At 37.7% G+C, this 17,094-nt stretch carries 11 protein-coding genes; 7 read left to right on the forward strand and 4 right to left on the reverse strand.

Features of this window, described 5'->3' with window-relative positions:
- The first annotated feature begins 142 nt into the window (after positions 1-142).
- Positions 143-2,428, forward strand: coding sequence for a GH92 family glycosyl hydrolase (locus I6J03_RS05540; protein ID WP_003008094.1), 2,286 nt, complete (start codon positions 143-145; stop codon positions 2,426-2,428).
- A 118-nt stretch (positions 2,429-2,546) separates the two neighbouring features.
- A complete protein-coding gene (locus I6J03_RS05545; protein WP_002997042.1) occupies positions 2,547-2,873 on the forward strand; it encodes a DUF493 domain-containing protein in 327 nt (108 codons plus the stop codon).
- A 57-nt stretch (positions 2,874-2,930) separates the two neighbouring features.
- Here I6J03_RS05545 and I6J03_RS05550 read toward each other — a convergent pair whose 3' ends face one another.
- Both I6J03_RS05550 and pnp read right to left on the reverse strand, forming a co-directional pair.
- A complete protein-coding gene (locus I6J03_RS05550) occupies positions 2,931-3,896 on the reverse strand; it encodes a hypothetical protein (protein ID WP_157600492.1) in 966 nt (321 codons plus the stop codon).
- Positions 3,897-3,989: 93 nt separating this feature from the next.
- On the reverse strand, positions 3,990-6,179 hold the full coding sequence (pnp, locus tag I6J03_RS05555) for a polyribonucleotide nucleotidyltransferase (RefSeq protein WP_003008098.1): 2,190 nt from the start codon (positions 6,177-6,179) through the stop codon (positions 3,990-3,992).
- Between the two features lie 199 nt (positions 6,180-6,378).
- On the opposite strand from pnp, the gene I6J03_RS05560 reads away from it, so the two are divergent.
- Positions 6,379-6,951, forward strand: a complete 573-nt coding sequence (locus I6J03_RS05560) for a hypothetical protein (RefSeq protein ID WP_003008100.1) — start codon at positions 6,379-6,381, stop codon at positions 6,949-6,951.
- An 85-nt stretch (positions 6,952-7,036) separates the two neighbouring features.
- On the opposite strand, the gene rpsO is transcribed toward I6J03_RS05560, so the two are convergent.
- Positions 7,037-7,315, reverse strand: coding sequence for a 30S ribosomal protein S15 (gene rpsO, locus I6J03_RS05565; RefSeq protein WP_003008102.1), 279 nt, complete (start codon positions 7,313-7,315; stop codon positions 7,037-7,039).
- A gap of 69 nt (positions 7,316-7,384) precedes the next feature.
- Positions 7,385-8,599, reverse strand: coding sequence for an acyltransferase family protein (locus I6J03_RS05570; protein WP_003008105.1), 1,215 nt, complete (start codon positions 8,597-8,599; stop codon positions 7,385-7,387).
- Between the two features lie 498 nt (positions 8,600-9,097).
- Here I6J03_RS05570 and I6J03_RS05575 point away from each other — a divergent pair, with 498 nt between their 5' ends.
- From I6J03_RS05575 to I6J03_RS05590, 4 genes are all read left to right on the forward strand, one after another.
- Positions 9,098-10,303 carry an ROK family protein gene (locus I6J03_RS05575; RefSeq protein ID WP_003008107.1) on the forward strand — a complete coding sequence of 402 codons (1,206 nt, stop codon included), beginning with the start codon at positions 9,098-9,100 and terminating at the stop codon, positions 10,301-10,303.
- Positions 10,304-10,308: 5 nt separating this feature from the next.
- On the forward strand, positions 10,309-13,425 hold the full coding sequence (locus tag I6J03_RS05580; protein WP_003008110.1) for a SusC/RagA family TonB-linked outer membrane protein: 3,117 nt from the start codon (positions 10,309-10,311) through the stop codon (positions 13,423-13,425).
- A gap of 17 nt (positions 13,426-13,442) precedes the next feature.
- Positions 13,443-15,350, forward strand: coding sequence for a SusD/RagB family nutrient-binding outer membrane lipoprotein (locus I6J03_RS05585; protein ID WP_003008111.1), 1,908 nt, complete (start codon positions 13,443-13,445; stop codon positions 15,348-15,350).
- 532 nt (positions 15,351-15,882) lie between these two features.
- The gene (locus tag I6J03_RS05590; RefSeq protein ID WP_003008113.1) at positions 15,883-17,082 is read left to right on the forward strand and encodes an ROK family protein; all 1,200 of its coding nucleotides are present in this window, start codon (positions 15,883-15,885) and stop codon (positions 17,080-17,082) included.
- The last annotated feature ends 12 nt before the right edge of the window (positions 17,083-17,094 follow it).

The raw sequence follows: 17,094 nt of genomic DNA on the forward strand, positions 1-17,094 counted from the left end.
ATTGAATAACGAAGCTAAAAAATTTTTAGCATATTATCTATTATAATTTTTACAAAATTGCTAAAAGGTTTTAATAGGCATATTTAAATATTTTTTGTAATATTATCCTTATTTTAATGACAATCTATAAAACAAATAATGAATGAAAAGTGCAGGAATTAAAGTTTTAATCTCCATAGTAGCCTCAGCAGGCCTTAGTCTTTCATCTGCTCAGGCTCAGAATTTCACCCAATATGTGGATCCTCTTATCGGATCTGCAGGACATGGCCACGTATTTGTCGGTGCCAATGTTCCGTTGGGAGCCGTGCAGTTAGGTCCGACCCAGATCGCCCAGACCTGGGACAAATTCAACGGATGGGACTGGGTAAGCGGATATAATTTTAAAAGCAAAGATATACTCGGATTTACACATACACATCTCAGCGGAACCGGTATCGGAGATCTGAATGATATTATGATTGTACCCGCAAATGGAAAGCTTCAGCTTCAACCTGCTCAATTTGACAAAATGGATACGGGATATGGCTCTCATTTTGCCAAAGAAAATGAAAAAGCTGTCCCGGGACTATACAGTGTGTATCTCGACGATTATAAAGTAAAGGCTAAACTGACTGCTTCAGAGCGTGTGGGATACCATCAGTACACGTATGATAAGACGGATAATGCACATATTCTGATCGATCTTGCATTCAAGATGAACTGGGACAAACCTACAGACACTTACATTAAGCAGATCAATGACAGCACATTCGTAGGTTACCGTTTTTCTACAGGATGGGCCAATGATCAGAAAGTATATTTCGCACTAAAGACTTCTGTTCCCATCCAGAAAGTTGACTTTTATGATGATAAAACCCAAAAATTGGGAAGTCAGGTCGTAAAGGGACTTGGAATCAAAGCTGCGCTGTACTTTGACGCTGTTAAAAACAAAACTATTGAACTAAAAGTCGGACTTTCACCTGTCAGTACAGTCAATGCATTAGCCAATATTGATACTGAAATACCGGGATGGAATTTTGATAAAACAGCGGCTCTTGCAGATACCAAATGGAATAAAACACTTGGAAAAATTGACTTTCAAGGTGACGCAGATACAAAGAAAATATTCTACACGGCTTTATACCACACTTATTTTGCCCCGACTATATTTAATGATGCAAACGGTGACTACTTAGGAACAGACAAACAGGTATACGAAAAGCAGGATTTTACAAATCATACAGTTTTCTCGCTTTGGGACACCTATCGTGCACTGCACCCTTTGATGACGATTACAGAAGAACCACAGGTTGTACGTGACTTTATCAAGTCTATGCTCGCTATATATGAGCAACAGGGCAAATTACCGGTATGGCATTTACAGGGAAATGAGACCAATACTATGGTAGGTCTTCCTGCTATTCCGATTATCGCTGATGCAGTACTTAAAGGATTTCTTAACAAAGAAGAAGAACAAATGGCATGGGAAGCTGTCAAAACAACAGCCATGGGCTACGACAATGGGCTACGTTTTGTACGTGATCTGACCTACATTCCTATCGACAGCATGGATCACGAATCTGTAGCTTGGGCACTGGAATATGCCATCGCTGATTTTGGCGCGTATAAAATAGCTGAAAAATTAGGCAAACAGGAAGATGTGGCTTATTTTCAAAAGCGCTATAAACTGTATGAGAAGTATTTTGATAAAGAAGTAGGACATTTTGTTGGCAGACGTGTCAACGGAGAATTCCGCAGACCATTCAATCCTTTAATGGCTAAACACCGTGAAAATGACTATTGTGAAGGAAATGCATGGCAATACACCTGGTTAGTCCCTCAGGATGTAAAAGGCCTGATCAACTTATTCGGCGGGGAAAAGAACTTCCTGAAGAAGCTGGATGAATTCACAACGATGTCATCCCAGCTTGGCGACGAAGCTTCTCCGGATATCTCCGGACTGATTGGTCAATATGCGCAGGGTAATGAACCCAATCACCACATTCCTTACCTGTATGCCTATGCAGGCGAACAATGGAAAGGTGCAGCATTGGCAAGAAAAGCGATGACGGAATTTTACACTTCGGCCCCTGACGGCTTATGCGGTAATGATGATGTGGGACAGATGAGTGCCTGGTATGTATTTTCGGCTATGGGTTTCTACCCGCTGAATCCAATGATCGGAACTTATGTGTTCGGATCACCATTAATGGAAAAGGCAACTATTAATTTACCTAATGGGAGCAAGTTTGTTATTAATGTCAAAAATCAAGGTAAAAACAACACGTACATCAAATCAATCAAACTGGACGGAAAACCGTATCACAAAACCTATATCACACACAGTGATATTAGTAAAGGTGGCCAGCTTGAAATCGAAATGAGCAGTACAGCAAATAAAAATTTCGGCAAGAACAAAGACAGCTGGCCGTCAGCTATAGAAAACTAAGAAGAAGGGTTGCTTAATGGATTAAGCAACCCTTCTTTTTTTCCTGACAGAATGACACCCAAAACACTAAGGAACAGAATTTGTTAATACTATATCGTAACTAAAAAAGGAGATTAAAATGAGTAATTTGAAAAATATAAATATTCAGGATATCGGTGATGGAAACGATAACCAAAAAGATTTCTACACAACTTTCAAAGAAAGATTACAGGATGTAGAAACTTTCCCAAGTGTTTATACCTTCAAATTTATTTTACCAAAAGACGAGGAGCAATTGAATCAGATCAAATCCATTTTTTCAGGAAAAGATGCTCAGTTCTCTTTAAAAGAGTCTAAAACCGGAAAATATAATTCAATAACCGTTAATGTAACGGTAAATGATGCCGATGAGGTCGTACACTACTATCAGGAAGTGGCTAAAATAAAAGGTGTGATTATGCTGTAAGACAGAGCCCTCCATATCATCAATAAAGGCATTCTGAATGAAATCAGAATGCCTTTATTATTTATCTCTTCTCTCGTTGTAGAAATAAATTCTGCAGGCAGCTCCAGCAGGATAAAAATAATAAGGATAACTGTATTTTTGAGACATGAGTTTATCTGTAAGAACTGCAGCTTCTTTTATATTACCAGCGTGTACCACAGGAGAGTAATATCTCCCCTTATCATGGATTACAGAAACAATATTAAATCTTTCAGGAGATATTGATTTAAGATCAAAAGTATAAAAAACATATGTGTGATCATTACCCGAAAGTAAAGAATGAATATATACCAGATCTTGATTTTCAACTTTTACTTGTCTGTCCTTACCTTTATAAAATGATCCCGGCAACCTGAGATCAACCATTACAGCAACCGGCCTTCCGGACATAATTCCAGAGGACCAACGCTTTTGATCTTTCAGAAAATCCTTCAGTAAAGGATCCGTACTATGGATAGAATCAGGAGTCAATATCCCATTACGCTCTACATAAAAACTGAATGTCTTTCCTCTTTTATACTCTTCTGTTTCCAACCTTCCCGCGACATTGAGGGAATCCAGATAATGAGCCCATTGTGATATAAATCTGTTCATTCCATCTCTTGGTTGCAGTACAGCATCCAGGGCATAAAAGACCTCATTTTTCGAATCTATATTGACAAGATTTACAAACACATCATTAGTATAATTATCAAAATACAACTCACCGCTGTAACTCTGTCGATCATTGAGTGTATTCAAAATCCGTTTCCAATTTCTTTCTAATGCTTTCACCACTTCCTTATCTAATCCGCTCTTGTTAAAATGAAGACTATGCTCATTTTGAACGGAGTCAAAAGATAAAGAAAAGCTCATCGTTGCATCCCGGTAAGGAAGATTCATCTTGACTACATCCGCCTTTATTAAAGTCGTTATATCCTGAGCAAAGGCAGCATGCATCTGTATACTTATAAATACCCAGAAAAAGATAAAATACTTGTTCATAACAAAGGTCTTTGTCATTATGAATATACAGAAAAAAAGACAATAAAAAAGCCCACCAGAGGTGGGCTGTTCTTTATGTAAAGTTTATCAGGATTACGCCTGAGGCGCTTCATTCTGAGGTGCCTGTTCAGCACTTTTTTGCTCTTGCTGAGGTTTATCTTCTCTTGGAGGACGCGGCAATAATGCTTTACGGGAAAGTTTCATTTTACCTTGTTTATCTACATCCAGCAATTTGACAGTAACTTTATCTCCTTCTTTGAAGATTCCGTCCATTGTCTCATAGCGTTTCCAATCGATTTCTGAAATATGTAACAATCCGTCTTTACCCGGCATGATTTCTACGAAAGCACCAAATGGCATGATGGATTTCACTTTACCTTCATATGTAGCACCAATCTCCGGTTTAGCAGCGATTGCTCTGATACGAGCTGTAGCTTCATCGATAGCGGTTTTATTATCTGCGAAGATCTGCACGATACCTTTGTTATCCACCTCTTCGATTGAGATCGTAGCGCCGGTTTCGCGTTGCATTTCCTGAATAATCTTACCACCTGGCCCGATAACAGCACCGATAAATTCTTTATCAATAATGATCTGGATAATACGTGGCGCATGTGGTTTGTAATCTTCACGTGGAGCAGAAATAGTTTTAGCCATCTCTCCAAGAATATGAAGACGGGCTTCTTTTGCCTGATCCAAAGCTTGTGTCAACACTTCCCACTTAAGACCATTGATCTTAAGGTCCATCTGACAAGCTACGATACCTTTTGAAGTACCTGTTACTTTAAAGTCCATATCACCTAAGTGATCTTCGTCACCAAGGATATCCGATAAGATTGCGTATTTCCCTGTTTTCTCATCTGTAATCAGACCCATTGCAATACCGGATACAGGTGCTTTTAATTTCACCCCCGCATCCATCAATGCTAATGTTCCGGCACATACAGTTGCCATTGAAGACGAACCGTTAGATTCCAGAATATCTGATACTACGCGAATTGTATAAGGATTTTCGGCATCTGCTGGTAATACTTGCTTCAATGAGCGCATAGCCAGGTTACCGTGTCCCACTTCACGACGACCAGGACCTCTGTTAGGTCTGACCTCTCCTGTAGAGAATGCAGGGAAGTTATAGTGCAGGATAAATTTGTTGTATCCATTGATAAATGCACCGTCTATCATCTGCTCATCATCTTTAGCTCCCAAAGTAACAGAAGTCAATGACTGTGTTTCACCACGTGTGAATACAGCAGATCCGTGAGCAGCAGGCAGGTAATTCACTTCTGACCAGATCGGACGTACAGTACGTACATCACGACCGTCCAGACGAATTCCTTCGTCCAATACTAAATTACGTACAGCATCATACTGTACATCGTGAAAATATTTTTTAGCTAAGAATTTTGTATCATCATCGATCTCTTCGCCAAGTGTAACGAAGAATTCTTCGCCGATCTCAGCAAATTTCTCACCACGTTCGTGTTTTGTTGAGCCTGATTTTGCGATCGCATATACTTTATCGTATGTAGCTGCAAAAATCGCTTCACGCAATTCTGGGTTTGATGGTTCGTGGTTGTACTCGCGTTTTGTGGTAGCACCAACAAGATTGGCCAATTCTACCTGTGCAGCGATTTGTTTTTTGATAGCTTCGTGTGCAAAAGCAATTGCTTCAACCATTTCAGTCTCTGAAATTTCATTTGCTTCACCTTCCACCATACCGATATCCTGTGCAGAACCGGCTACGATAAATTCTAAAGTAGCACGTTCTAAATCTGATAATTTCGGGTTGATCACCAACTGACCGTCGATTTTAGCAACACGAACTTCTGAGATAGGACCGTTGAAAGGAATATCTGAAACTGCAATAGCAGCGGATGCAGCAAGACCTGCCAATGCATCAGGCATAATATCTTTATCTGCAGAGATCAGACTGATCATTACCTGAGTATCTGCGTGATAGTTTTCAGGGAATAGCGGACGTAAAGCTCTGTCTACCAAACGAGAGATTAATACCTCATAGTCTGACAATCTGGCTTCACGACGTAGAAAACCACCTGGAATACGACCTGTAGCCGCATATTTTTCCTGATAATCTACGGATAAAGGTAAAAAGTCTACTCCTGGCTTAGCTTCTCTTGCAGAAACAACTGTAGCCAGCAACATCGTATCACCTTGTTTGACGACTACTGAACCATCGGCTTGTTTCGCCAATTTACCAGTAGACAGTTCGATTTGGGTGCCATTACCCATATCGATGATTGTTTTGATTTCGTTATAACTCATTTTTTGTTCATTGAGACACGCTTTTCATCATTTTGGCAGCGCGTCAATATATTAAAACTTTTAAATTCAGCACAAAGGTAAATAAAATTTATGCTTTAATATTAACAATCTATTCAAACTAATTTTTATTACTATTGTAACACTTCGCTATTCCAGATCGTTATCTCTATAACTTTATAAACCAATAAAAATTAACAATATGAAAATATTTAAATTTCTATGGATCGGAATTCTGATACTGTCTTCCTGCAAAAAAGATCCTAATGTTATCGTGCCACAACAGGAATATTATTACTGGGCAGATAGCAAGAAGGTCTTTCTAACGATAAAAGAAGATGTTTTTATAGCAGTTGTTAACGAAGATGAAATAACCAAGACAACTAAAGCTCTTAAAGAAAAAAAAGTAACAGTTGATCATAAAGAAAAAAGCTATTATTTATTAAGCTCTCCAAATGCCCAAGTCAGCAAGGAACTACGCACGGGGCAAGGAATGTTTAATACACTTAATTTATGTCCAACCTTTAGCACATCAAATGGCATAATAATTCCTACAGATCAAATTACAGTAAAACCCAAAGCCGGGGTTAAAATAGAAGCAATACTTGAATTTTTGGGTAATGAAGTTGTATCGCATACAACCACATCATATGGCACTACACTCATTAAAATAAAGTATATAAAAAATGTATTTTCTTTATCTAATAAGATTTATGAAAAGGGATTAGCCGAATACTCTCATCCTGATTTCTACCTTCCTCTTGATTTGTTTTGAAGAATTTCCACTAAATTCTATTTATAGAAAAAGAGCCATCCAAAAACTGGATGGCTCTTTTAACATCTTTTTTATTACTAAAAGCTTATTTGATAATATCACGTAAACCTAAGCCTTTGATGATCGCACGATATCTTTCGATATCTTTCTTGTAAAGATATGCTAACAAAGAACGACGTTTACCTACCAATTTCTGTAGTGAACGTTGTGTTGCGAAGTCTTTTCTGTTGTTTTTCAAATGCCCTGTTAAGTGAGCAATTCTTTTAGTGAATAATGCCACCTGACCTTCAGTAGATCCTGTGTTTGTAGCTGCTCCGGCAAATTCTGCGAAGATATCAGCTTTGTACTCTTTACTTAAATACATCTCTTGAATAATATTAAAGCGTTAAAAATTCTGTTAATTGGCTGCAAAGATAGGTATTAAAATTTTAAATTACACTTTTATATAAATTTTCTTTTTATCCAGTATATAGCAGATCGCCCACATAAAAGCGAGAAAGCATACAGAATAAGCAAAAGATCCGACTTCAGGCGGACCCGGCAGTTGTGCACAAACATGAGTGTAGAACCAATTAAGTGCGTTGGTATACACAGGCAAACCATCCTCTCCTACTCCGTCAGGTATTCTCCACAGCCCTACTAAACGAGGCAACAAACCACTCAATACAAAAATGAATAAAGGATTTTTTCCAAATACATCAAAAAATCGTGTCAGACTATTTTTGACTCCCTGAACCTCTATAAACCAAATCATACCTCCTATCGTCATTATGCCCAATCCGGTAGTATACAATACATATGAGCTCGTCCAGATCTTCTTATTAATTGGAAAACCTAAAGACCATACCCAGGCCAGAACAACCAGAATAAAACCGGTCACAAACAATCCAGACAATAATTTGAAGTGCGGTTCCTGAGATGCGGGAACTTTTTTCCATAACCAATCTACCTCCCCCTGTTTCTTAATATAAGTACCGGCAAGATACCCCAATACGACTTGAACAATCGCAGGTAATGTACTCATAAGTCCTTCCGGATCAAAAGGAACTCCCTCTCCTTTATAAACATGTGCAACACCCAAAATCTGAATATCATATGCCGTACCGAACCAGCCCTGTAAGCTGTAAGGATCCCCCGGAGTTCCCAGAAATGCACAGACAGCCCAGTACACTACTAAAATAAAGGTTGAAATCCAGATGATAGCTTTTTCTCTGAAGTAATAAGCAATGATGGAAGCAAAACAGTAAGCTAACGCTATACGTTGCAATACGCCTAATATACGCACTCCACGCATCGGGTCATCAGCATAACTCCATTGCTTAAAGACCAGCGTATCCTGAGCCCATTGCACAAAAGGCCACCAGTTGATAAACAGACCAATCAAAAATATAAGAACCGTTCTCTTCAATACTTTTTGCCAAAAAACGGCAGGCCCCGCCTCCTGTAGACGTGGAATAACAAAAGACATCGCGTTTCCGACCGCAAACAGAAAAAATGGAAATACAAGATCTGTAGGTGTACAGCCGTGCCATTCCGCATGTTTGAGAGGTGCAAACATATGCCCCCACGACCCTGGATTATTAACCATGATCATAAGTGCGACAGTAGCTCCTCTAAATACATCCAGAGAATAATAACGTTGTTTCATGGGATAATGTGTGTGTTCTTATTTTGAATAAGAGGTTGTTTGATATAAAATAGGATTACAAGAGCTAATATAGAAAATATTTGACTTGCTTACATACAATTTATCAAAAACATACTTTTTTAAGCCATTTCCCTAAATAAACATGCATAAAAATGCAATGCATTTTTGTCAACTACTCCAAAACACTTTCATATCCCTACCAATTACTACTAAAATCTCAAATTGCAAGAAAAGAGAGAACAATAAAACAGCATCTGTTACCATCACACCACAACAACTTCACAGATAACAACGCAGTTAACAACACAATAAACACTTTAATTCATTAAAAAAAACAAAAATAGAATGACAAAACACCATTAAAACCAAACCCAAACAAACATAAATTAAGTTAAACAAAAAATACTTTATATTTTTTTGAAAAAGATTTTGAAGTTTAAATGCACTTATATTAACTTTACTGTAACACTAGCAATTAATTAATAACCATAGCCTAAAATGGAAAAATCAAATTTAAGCCACAAAGAGCTTATATTGAGTATATTGTATTACAACAAATCGCATTCTATAGCTGATTTGAGTATAAAAACAAGAAAAAGTATACCCAGCATAAGTAAAATTATTAACGAACTTCATTTTAACCAGCTGATTATAGAAGGCGGGTTAGCGCCTAGTACTGGCGGACGCCGCCCTACCACATATTGCATCAATTCCAATCTGAATAAATACATCTTATCTGTAGCTATAGACCAACATTATTCAAGGGCTGTCATTTTTAATCTTTCGAATGAGGCACTCACACCTGTACTTGAAATTGAAAACAATTTTAACATTCCCGATATAGCTTTTCAGAATATTATCGATTTAATAAAGCAAACGCTTGAACATGACAATTATAATTCAGATAATGTTTTAGGTATAGGGATTAGTATGCCTGGATTTGTTGATACAGCCCAAGGTACAAATGGTTCTTTTAAAGATAAAAACGAAAATTTATACAATATCAAGCTTGAGGTTGAAAACAGATTTCAAATACCCACCTATCTCGAGAATGATTCAACAGCGATAGCTATAGCTGAACAATATTTCGGGAAAGCCAAAGATACTTCTCATGCGCTCATCATTAACATCGGATGGGGTGTAGGCTTGGGAATCATTGTAGACAATAAACTATTCAGAGGTTATAGCGGATATGCCGGAGAATTCAGCCATATTCCTCTTTCCGCAAGTGATAAGCTCTGCTCGTGTGGAAAAAGAGGATGTCTGGAAGTGGAAGCTTCTTTATCTGCAGCCATTCAGTTTTCAAAAGAAAGACTTGAAATCGGAGAAAAATCCATACTAGCCCAGCGCCTGACGGATGACAAGCCGGGCAACAGTCATCATTTAATACAATCTGCATTAGAAGGCGACCAGTTAGCGATATCAGCACTTGCTAAATGCGGCTATATGTTGGGTAAAGGTATAGCAACACTTATACATATCCTGAATCCTGAAAAAATTATTCTGAGTGGCAGAGGTTCTCAGGCTGGATCCATTCTGATGCCACAGATCCAAACCGCAATGAACGAATTCTGTATTCCCCGAATTGCCCGAAAGACCGCAATTAGAATATCAGAGCTTACAGACAAAGCACAATTAATAGGCTCAGCATGTATTGTGCTCGAATATTCACTATCAAAATTTGCAAACTTAACTAATCAATAACAAACATGAAACAGTTCTATCAAACATGTTGCACTATCATTCTGCTCTCGATTCTATCGATAACAGGTGTATTTGCACAGCAGACCGTTACAGGAAAAGTAACGAATGCAAATGGAAATTTACCGGGAGTAAACGTTGCCATAAAGGGAACTTCCCGGGGTACACAGTCCGGATCGGATGGAAATTATTCCATTCAGGCAGCTCCGGGAGAAAAGCTACGCTTCTCTATGGTGGGTTACATTTCACAGGAAATTTCTGTGGGGTCTACTAAAACGATTAACGTAACCTTACAATCTGACGAGAGCACATTAGACGAAGTGGTGGTCACTGCTATGGGTATTAAAAGAGAAAAAAAATCTTTGGGGTATTCTTATCAGGAAGTAAAAAGCGAAACTTTAATTGATGCCCGCGAAAACAATTTGGCCAATGCCCTGACCGGAAAAGTATCTGGTTTGCAAGTTATCAAGGGTTCAAATGGTCCTGCTTCTTCTTCAAAGATTATACTACGTGGTTTTAATTCCTTAACCGGAGATAATCAACCACTCATTGTGGTAGATGGTGTTCCAATGGAAAACTTTGCCGGAGCTAAAAATAATGATTTCTGGAATCCCTCGGCAGATATGGGTAATGGTCTTGGAGACCTAACAGCTGAGGATATCGAAAGCATGTCTGTATTAAAAGGAGGAGCCGCATCAGCACTTTATGGTTCCAGAGCGGCCAACGGAGTAATACTCATTACCACAAAATCAGGCAGATCCCGTGAAGGTACCGGAATTTCTTATTCTGCAACAATAGGTATTGAAAACATTTTTATTACACCGAGACTACAAGGTCAATTTGCTCAAGGTAGTAACGGTATTTATGACGCAAAATCTGAAAACAGCTGGGGTCCGCTAATAACAGGACAAACAGTTACAACCTGGGATGACTCTAAAAGAACATTAAAAACATATGACAATTTGGATAATTTCTTCAAAACGGGAGTAAATACCACTCATAATATAGCTTTTCAAAAATCTTTAGGCGAAAACACAAGTATAATCACATCAGCCAGCTATTTATATGACAACAGTAAAACTCCGGGAGTTAAATTAAACCGGTTGAACCTCATGTCCAAAGTCACCTCAACGTTTGGTCCTGAAAACAAATGGATAACAGATATTAAAGTGCAATATATGAATACAACGGCCAACAACCGGGCTGTAGGAGGATCAAATGCAGGAAATTATTACACAACTGTTCTACGCATGCCCGGAACAATGGATATCACAGATTTCGAATCAGGTATGAACACTTTAGGCACAAAACAAATTTGGTATAATTCAGGACAAACTGTAAATCCATTTTGGGCTGTCAATAATAAACTAAATCGGGATAGCAGAGATCGTTTTCTACTAAATGCTATGATCAAATACAAATTCAACGATTGGTTAGATGCAGATTTCAGAGCCGGATCAGATTCATATAGTACAAAATATGATAACAAAACATACACAGGATCCTCTCTTCAAAACAACTACGGAACAGGAGCAGATAATTTCTACGAAAATAATTTTATAGTTAGTCTAAATGCTAAAAAAGACAATTTATTTGGGAAATTCAATGGTTCAGCCTCAATATTTGGTCAGATTATGAAGCAAGATTATAAATCGATTTCGGTAAGTACGGGTGAGTTGGAAGTGCCTAATTTGTTTACTATTAATAATGCTGTTGGCAATCCTGGCTTTACAGAAGAAGTTAGAAAAAGGCAAATCAATTCCATATTTGGAACTGCAGAGGTGAATTACGATAACTTCTGGTTTATTAACCTTACAGCCCGTAATGACTGGTCGTCTACATTAATCAAGGAACACCGATCTTATTTTTATCCTTCTGTCAGCACTTCACTGGTGATCACAGACATGATCAGTAAAATCGGAGGAGAAACTCCAAAATGGTTAAATTTCGCAAAAATAAGGGCTTCATATGCACAAACAGGTAATAGTCTTAAACCTTACCAACTCTTGAATGTGTATAGTATAGGAAAAGATCCTAACAGCAATACAACTGCAAGCAAGAATAAGACTTTATTTAATCCAAATATCCGAAGTGAATTATTAAAAACATTTGAAACCGGATTTGATGTCAGACTCTTTGATCGGATTAATTTAGATTTTGCGTACTATAAATCAAATGCAACCAATCAACTAATTGAAATACCTATGAATAGTCTGTCCGGTTATGAAAAATTTATGGCAAATGCAGGAAATATTCAAAATCAAGGATTCGAAATTGTATTAGGTGCAAACATTCTTAAAAACCCGAATAAGTTTCGTTGGGATATGAACATCAACTTTTCCAGAAATATCAATGAAATCATTGAGTTACTTCCCGGACAGGTAGATCGATTGGTGTTAGCAGGGTTTGACGATATAAAAGTAGAAGCCTCAGCCGGAAAAAGATATGGAGCCATTTACGGGACAAAATATGCACGGGTAGAAGACAAAAACAGTCCTTTTTTCAATCAGATTATTGTTAACGGAAATGGAGTACCCCTGGCAGCAGACGGGATTCATTATTTAGGGAATCAGAGCGCTTCAGCTCTACTAGGAGCAACAAATACATTTGGATATAAAAACGTAGGACTTTCCTTTCTTCTAGATGCGCGTTTTGGCGGCGTATTGTTCTCCGGCACCAATTTAACCTTACAACGTGCCGGAATGGCTGCAGAAACAGTCGTCAATGGTGAGCGTACAGACTTTATTGTACCTGGAGTAGTGAGTGACGGCAAAGGAGGCTATGTTCAGAATACAAAAGCAGTAAGCCATCAACAATATTGGAATCAGGTGACAAATTCTCCGGGCAATGTAGGAATAGCTGAACAAAACATTTACGATGCCTCTAACATAAGACTCAGAAATGTACAGCTTAGCTATACGCTACCGAAAAAGGTTCTAGGAAAATCCATAGTTAAAAATGCAAGACTTTCACTTTCAGCTAATAATGTTTGGATGATAAAAAGCTACGCAAATGGTGTAGATCCAGAATCTGTCTATGCTATCGGCACAAATGCTGTCGGATTTGAAAACTTAGCATTTCCAACCTCCCGATCTTACTTCTTTAATATCTCACTAGGATTTTAGTCTTAATTCACAAAAAAATGAAAAATACATTATCAAAAATAGCATTAACAGTTGTATCAGTTCTAACACTGTCAGCATGTTCAAAATTTGATGAAATTAATACCAATCCGACCAGTGCAACAAGCGACCAGGTTCAGGTTGAATATTTTTTAAACAATTCTATTATCTCTGCTCAGCAGGATCCTCATATCGCAGAACGTGTATTTGTACTATACTGGAAATCAGCTGCGCGCCAGCATTTGTCCGGAGGTATCGCTACAGGTGGCAACAATGCAGACTGGACAAATGATTATTGGCGCTATATCTCCGAATGGCTAAATCATGCAAATACAGCTATCCAAATGGCAAATGAAAAAGCTCAAAATGGTACAGCTCAGGAATATAACAATAATCTGCTTCAGGTATCCAGAATATGGCGCGTTTATTTAATGAGCGAATTATCTGATAATTTCGGACCAATACCAATCAATGCTTTTCAAGGAACCAATCCAGAATTTAATTCCGAAAAAGACGTTTATTACTTTTTGCTCGACGAGCTTAAAGATGCGGTTTCAAAAATAGATGCAACTATCGCTCGCCCGGAAAAGTTAAAAAAATTAGATCCGGCCTATCAGTACGATTGGGATAATTGGATAAGGTATGCAAACTCTATGCGTATGCGTTTAGCTATGCGAATCGCTGAAGTAGACCCTTCGAAAGCTAAAAATGAATTTGAAGCTGCTGCCCAGACACAGAAATATATTGTTAATGCGAATCAGATTTTTCAGGTAGCCGAAAAACCAGGATGGGATGCTTTGACAGGTGTAATGAGCAGAGAATGGAACGGACAAGTATTATCTTCTACTCTAAACAATTTATATATAGGTCTAGGTGGGATTAAATCTGAAAATCAATTGGATGCATCAATGCATTCCAGCATTAAGCCTGCAAACTATATCGGAAAACGATTCTTAGAACACTTTTCCGTAATGACAAACGATCCGTCTGCAGGTTATTTTTTGGATGGACTACCCTATAGTATTGATCCGAGAGCTTATAAAACCTTTTATATTCCAGGGAATATAAACAGTCCCGTATGGTCTAATTATCCATCATGGACCGATGATGCAAAGACAACCAAAGTAAAGCTGCAACGTTCTTCTGGGGATATTGAGATAGATACTAAAAATACATGGAGTACATCCACCATTGGAGATTTTGGAGCAAAAGGAGCTGCCAATGGTATTAGGGCAGTACAGATTGGAAAAATACCAGGATTAGCTCAAACATTCAGAAACAGCAATAACAAACGGATATTTTTTGGCAGTTGGGAAACATATTTCCTTTTAGCAGAAGCTGCCATAAAAAACTGGAATACAGGAATATCTGCACAATCCGCTTATGAAAACGGCATTAAAGCAAGCTTTGAATATATGGGTGTCTCCCAGTTTGCCAATGATTATCTGAATTCGACTGACTACAATAGAACTGGGACTTCTGTAAAATTCACACATACTACAGAACCGGGAGCCTCTCATATCATGGATTTTATTGATGGATATACAGGTACAACAAGCACAACAACTGTTCTCTACCCTGTAAATACAATTTATAAAAACGGAACAGTAAAGAATGATGCTTTGACCAAGATTATAACACAAAAGTATATTGCAAATATGCCATGGTTGCCTCTGGAAGCATGGTGTGATCAGAGAAGACTGGGCTTACCCTTCTTTGAAAATCCGGCAATTGAAAATCCTTTGCCCAATTTACCAGCTTTATCAAGCAATAATTATATGACAAATCAAATTAGTTTTTTCCCACAGCGATTGAGATATCCTGCCAGCCTCGCTAATTCAGATAGTAAAGGTTATAATCAAGCGGTATCTCTATTGGGAAAAACAGATGCGGTTCTTTCTCCTCTATGGTGGGCCAAACAACAATAAAAAATCGATTAATAAACATACAGACCATTCTGATACAATAAAGTTCCTGTTAGAAAATAAAAAGGATATCTTAAAACCGTATAAAGGTCCCTCAATTACATTTTATATTGAGGGACCTTTTTTTTAAAAGCAGTATAAACTAAACAGTACGAGCATATTGCTGCAATATATTTTATGCAAAAAAGACCAACACATCCAAGTCTGCCACCAAAATCTCTTGACCGGTTCAAATATCCAAGCAAAGAATAAGCAGATAATATAAATATTTCTCAGCAGATAAATGATAATGACAAATTCTACAACAAAGTTTGGTGGGATAAATAAGTTCAGAATCTTATAGTAAAGTTATAGATTAGGGAGAATGGGCTAAAAAACCCATTCTCTTTTTTGTTTAGCCTTAATGGAAACATTCCCTAACATTATTAAAAAATCAAAATACTTTTTATTTTTTTTTAAAAAGATTTTGAAGTTACAATTTCTTTATATTAACTTTATTCAAATATTACGAACCAATTAATAACCCTAAGTCAAAATGGAAAAGACCAATTATGGACTTAAAGAGCTCATTATAAGCTTATTATATTATGAAAAATCGTATTCTATTGCCGATCTCAGCTTATTAATTGGCAAAAGCATTCCGAGTACGACAAAAATAATTAATGAACTGGCTGATTACAACCTTATTATAGAAGACGGATTAGCACCTTCTACAGGAGGTCGCAGGCCAATAAAGTATACGATAAACTCAAATCTAAATAAATTTATTCTTTCCGTAGCAATTGACCAGCATTACTCCACTGCTGTAATCTATGATCTTTCCAACGAAGAACGTACGCCTGTATTTACAATAGAAAATCATCTGGATAACCATGATGAAGTATTCGACAATATTGTAGGTCTTATGGAGAAAACGCTTCAACATGGAGAATTCAATCAAAATAATATTCTTGGAATAGGTATCAGTATGCCGGGATTTGTGGATAATAAACAGGGAACTAACGGTTCTTACAAGGATAAAAATACCAAATTGTATTATATCAAACGCGAAATAGAAAACCGCTTTCAACTGCCTACTTTTATTGAGAATGACTCCACAGCAATTGCAATAGCAGAACAGAATTTTGGAAAAGCCAGAAACACCTCTCATTCACTTGTTATTAATATAGGATGGGGTGTTGGATTGGGGATAATCGTAGATAATAAGCTTTTCAGAGGATACAGCGGTTATGCCGGGGAATTCAGTCATATTCCACTTTCAGACAGCAACAAACTGTGTTCTTGTGGCAAAAAGGGCTGTCTGGAAGTCGAAGCATCTTTATCTGCAGCTGTTGAATTTGCAGAAGAAAAACTTCAGAGCGGTGAAAAATCCAAATTAGCAAATCACCTGACCAATGACCGGTTAGAGAGCAGCAATTCGCTTATACAATCTGCACTAAACGGGGATCAGCTTGCTATTTCGGCACTTACCAAGTCCGGCTATATGCTTGGAAAAGGAGTCGCTACATTAATCCATATCATGAATCCTGAAAAGATTATCCTGAGCGGTCGCGGATCTCAGGCTGGTCAGATTCTGATGCCTCAGATACAAACCGCAATCAATGAATTCTGTATACCCCGAATAGCACAAAAAACAAGTGTAGAGATATCCGATCTGAAAAACAAGGCACAATTGATAGGATCTGCCTGTATCGTATTGGAATATTCGCTATCCAAATTTGTAAACCTTAATTAATCATCAATAAAA

Source organism: Sphingobacterium spiritivorum (assembly GCF_016724845.1).
In the GTDB taxonomy this organism is placed as follows: Bacteria; Bacteroidota; Bacteroidia; order Sphingobacteriales; family Sphingobacteriaceae; genus Sphingobacterium; species Sphingobacterium spiritivorum_A.

Coding starts and splice junctions, on each gene's coding strand:
- I6J03_RS05540 (WP_003008094.1), top strand. CDS start 143: ATGAAAAGTGCAGGAATTAAAGTTTTAATCTCCATAGTAGCCTCAGCA.
- I6J03_RS05545 (WP_002997042.1), top strand. CDS start 2,547: ATGAGTAATTTGAAAAATATAAATATTCAGGATATCGGTGATGGAAAC.
- I6J03_RS05550 (WP_157600492.1), bottom strand. CDS start 3,896: ATGAACAAGTATTTTATCTTTTTCTGGGTATTTATAAGTATACAGATG.
- pnp (WP_003008098.1), bottom strand. CDS start 6,179: ATGAGTTATAACGAAATCAAAACAATCATCGATATGGGTAATGGCACC.
- I6J03_RS05560 (WP_003008100.1), top strand. CDS start 6,379: ATGAAAATATTTAAATTTCTATGGATCGGAATTCTGATACTGTCTTCC.
- rpsO (WP_003008102.1), bottom strand. CDS start 7,315: ATGTATTTAAGTAAAGAGTACAAAGCTGATATCTTCGCAGAATTTGCC.
- I6J03_RS05570 (WP_003008105.1), bottom strand. CDS start 8,599: ATGAAACAACGTTATTATTCTCTGGATGTATTTAGAGGAGCTACTGTC.
- I6J03_RS05575 (WP_003008107.1), top strand. CDS start 9,098: ATGGAAAAATCAAATTTAAGCCACAAAGAGCTTATATTGAGTATATTG.
- I6J03_RS05580 (WP_003008110.1), top strand. CDS start 10,309: ATGAAACAGTTCTATCAAACATGTTGCACTATCATTCTGCTCTCGATT.
- I6J03_RS05585 (WP_003008111.1), top strand. CDS start 13,443: ATGAAAAATACATTATCAAAAATAGCATTAACAGTTGTATCAGTTCTA.
- I6J03_RS05590 (WP_003008113.1), top strand. CDS start 15,883: ATGGAAAAGACCAATTATGGACTTAAAGAGCTCATTATAAGCTTATTA.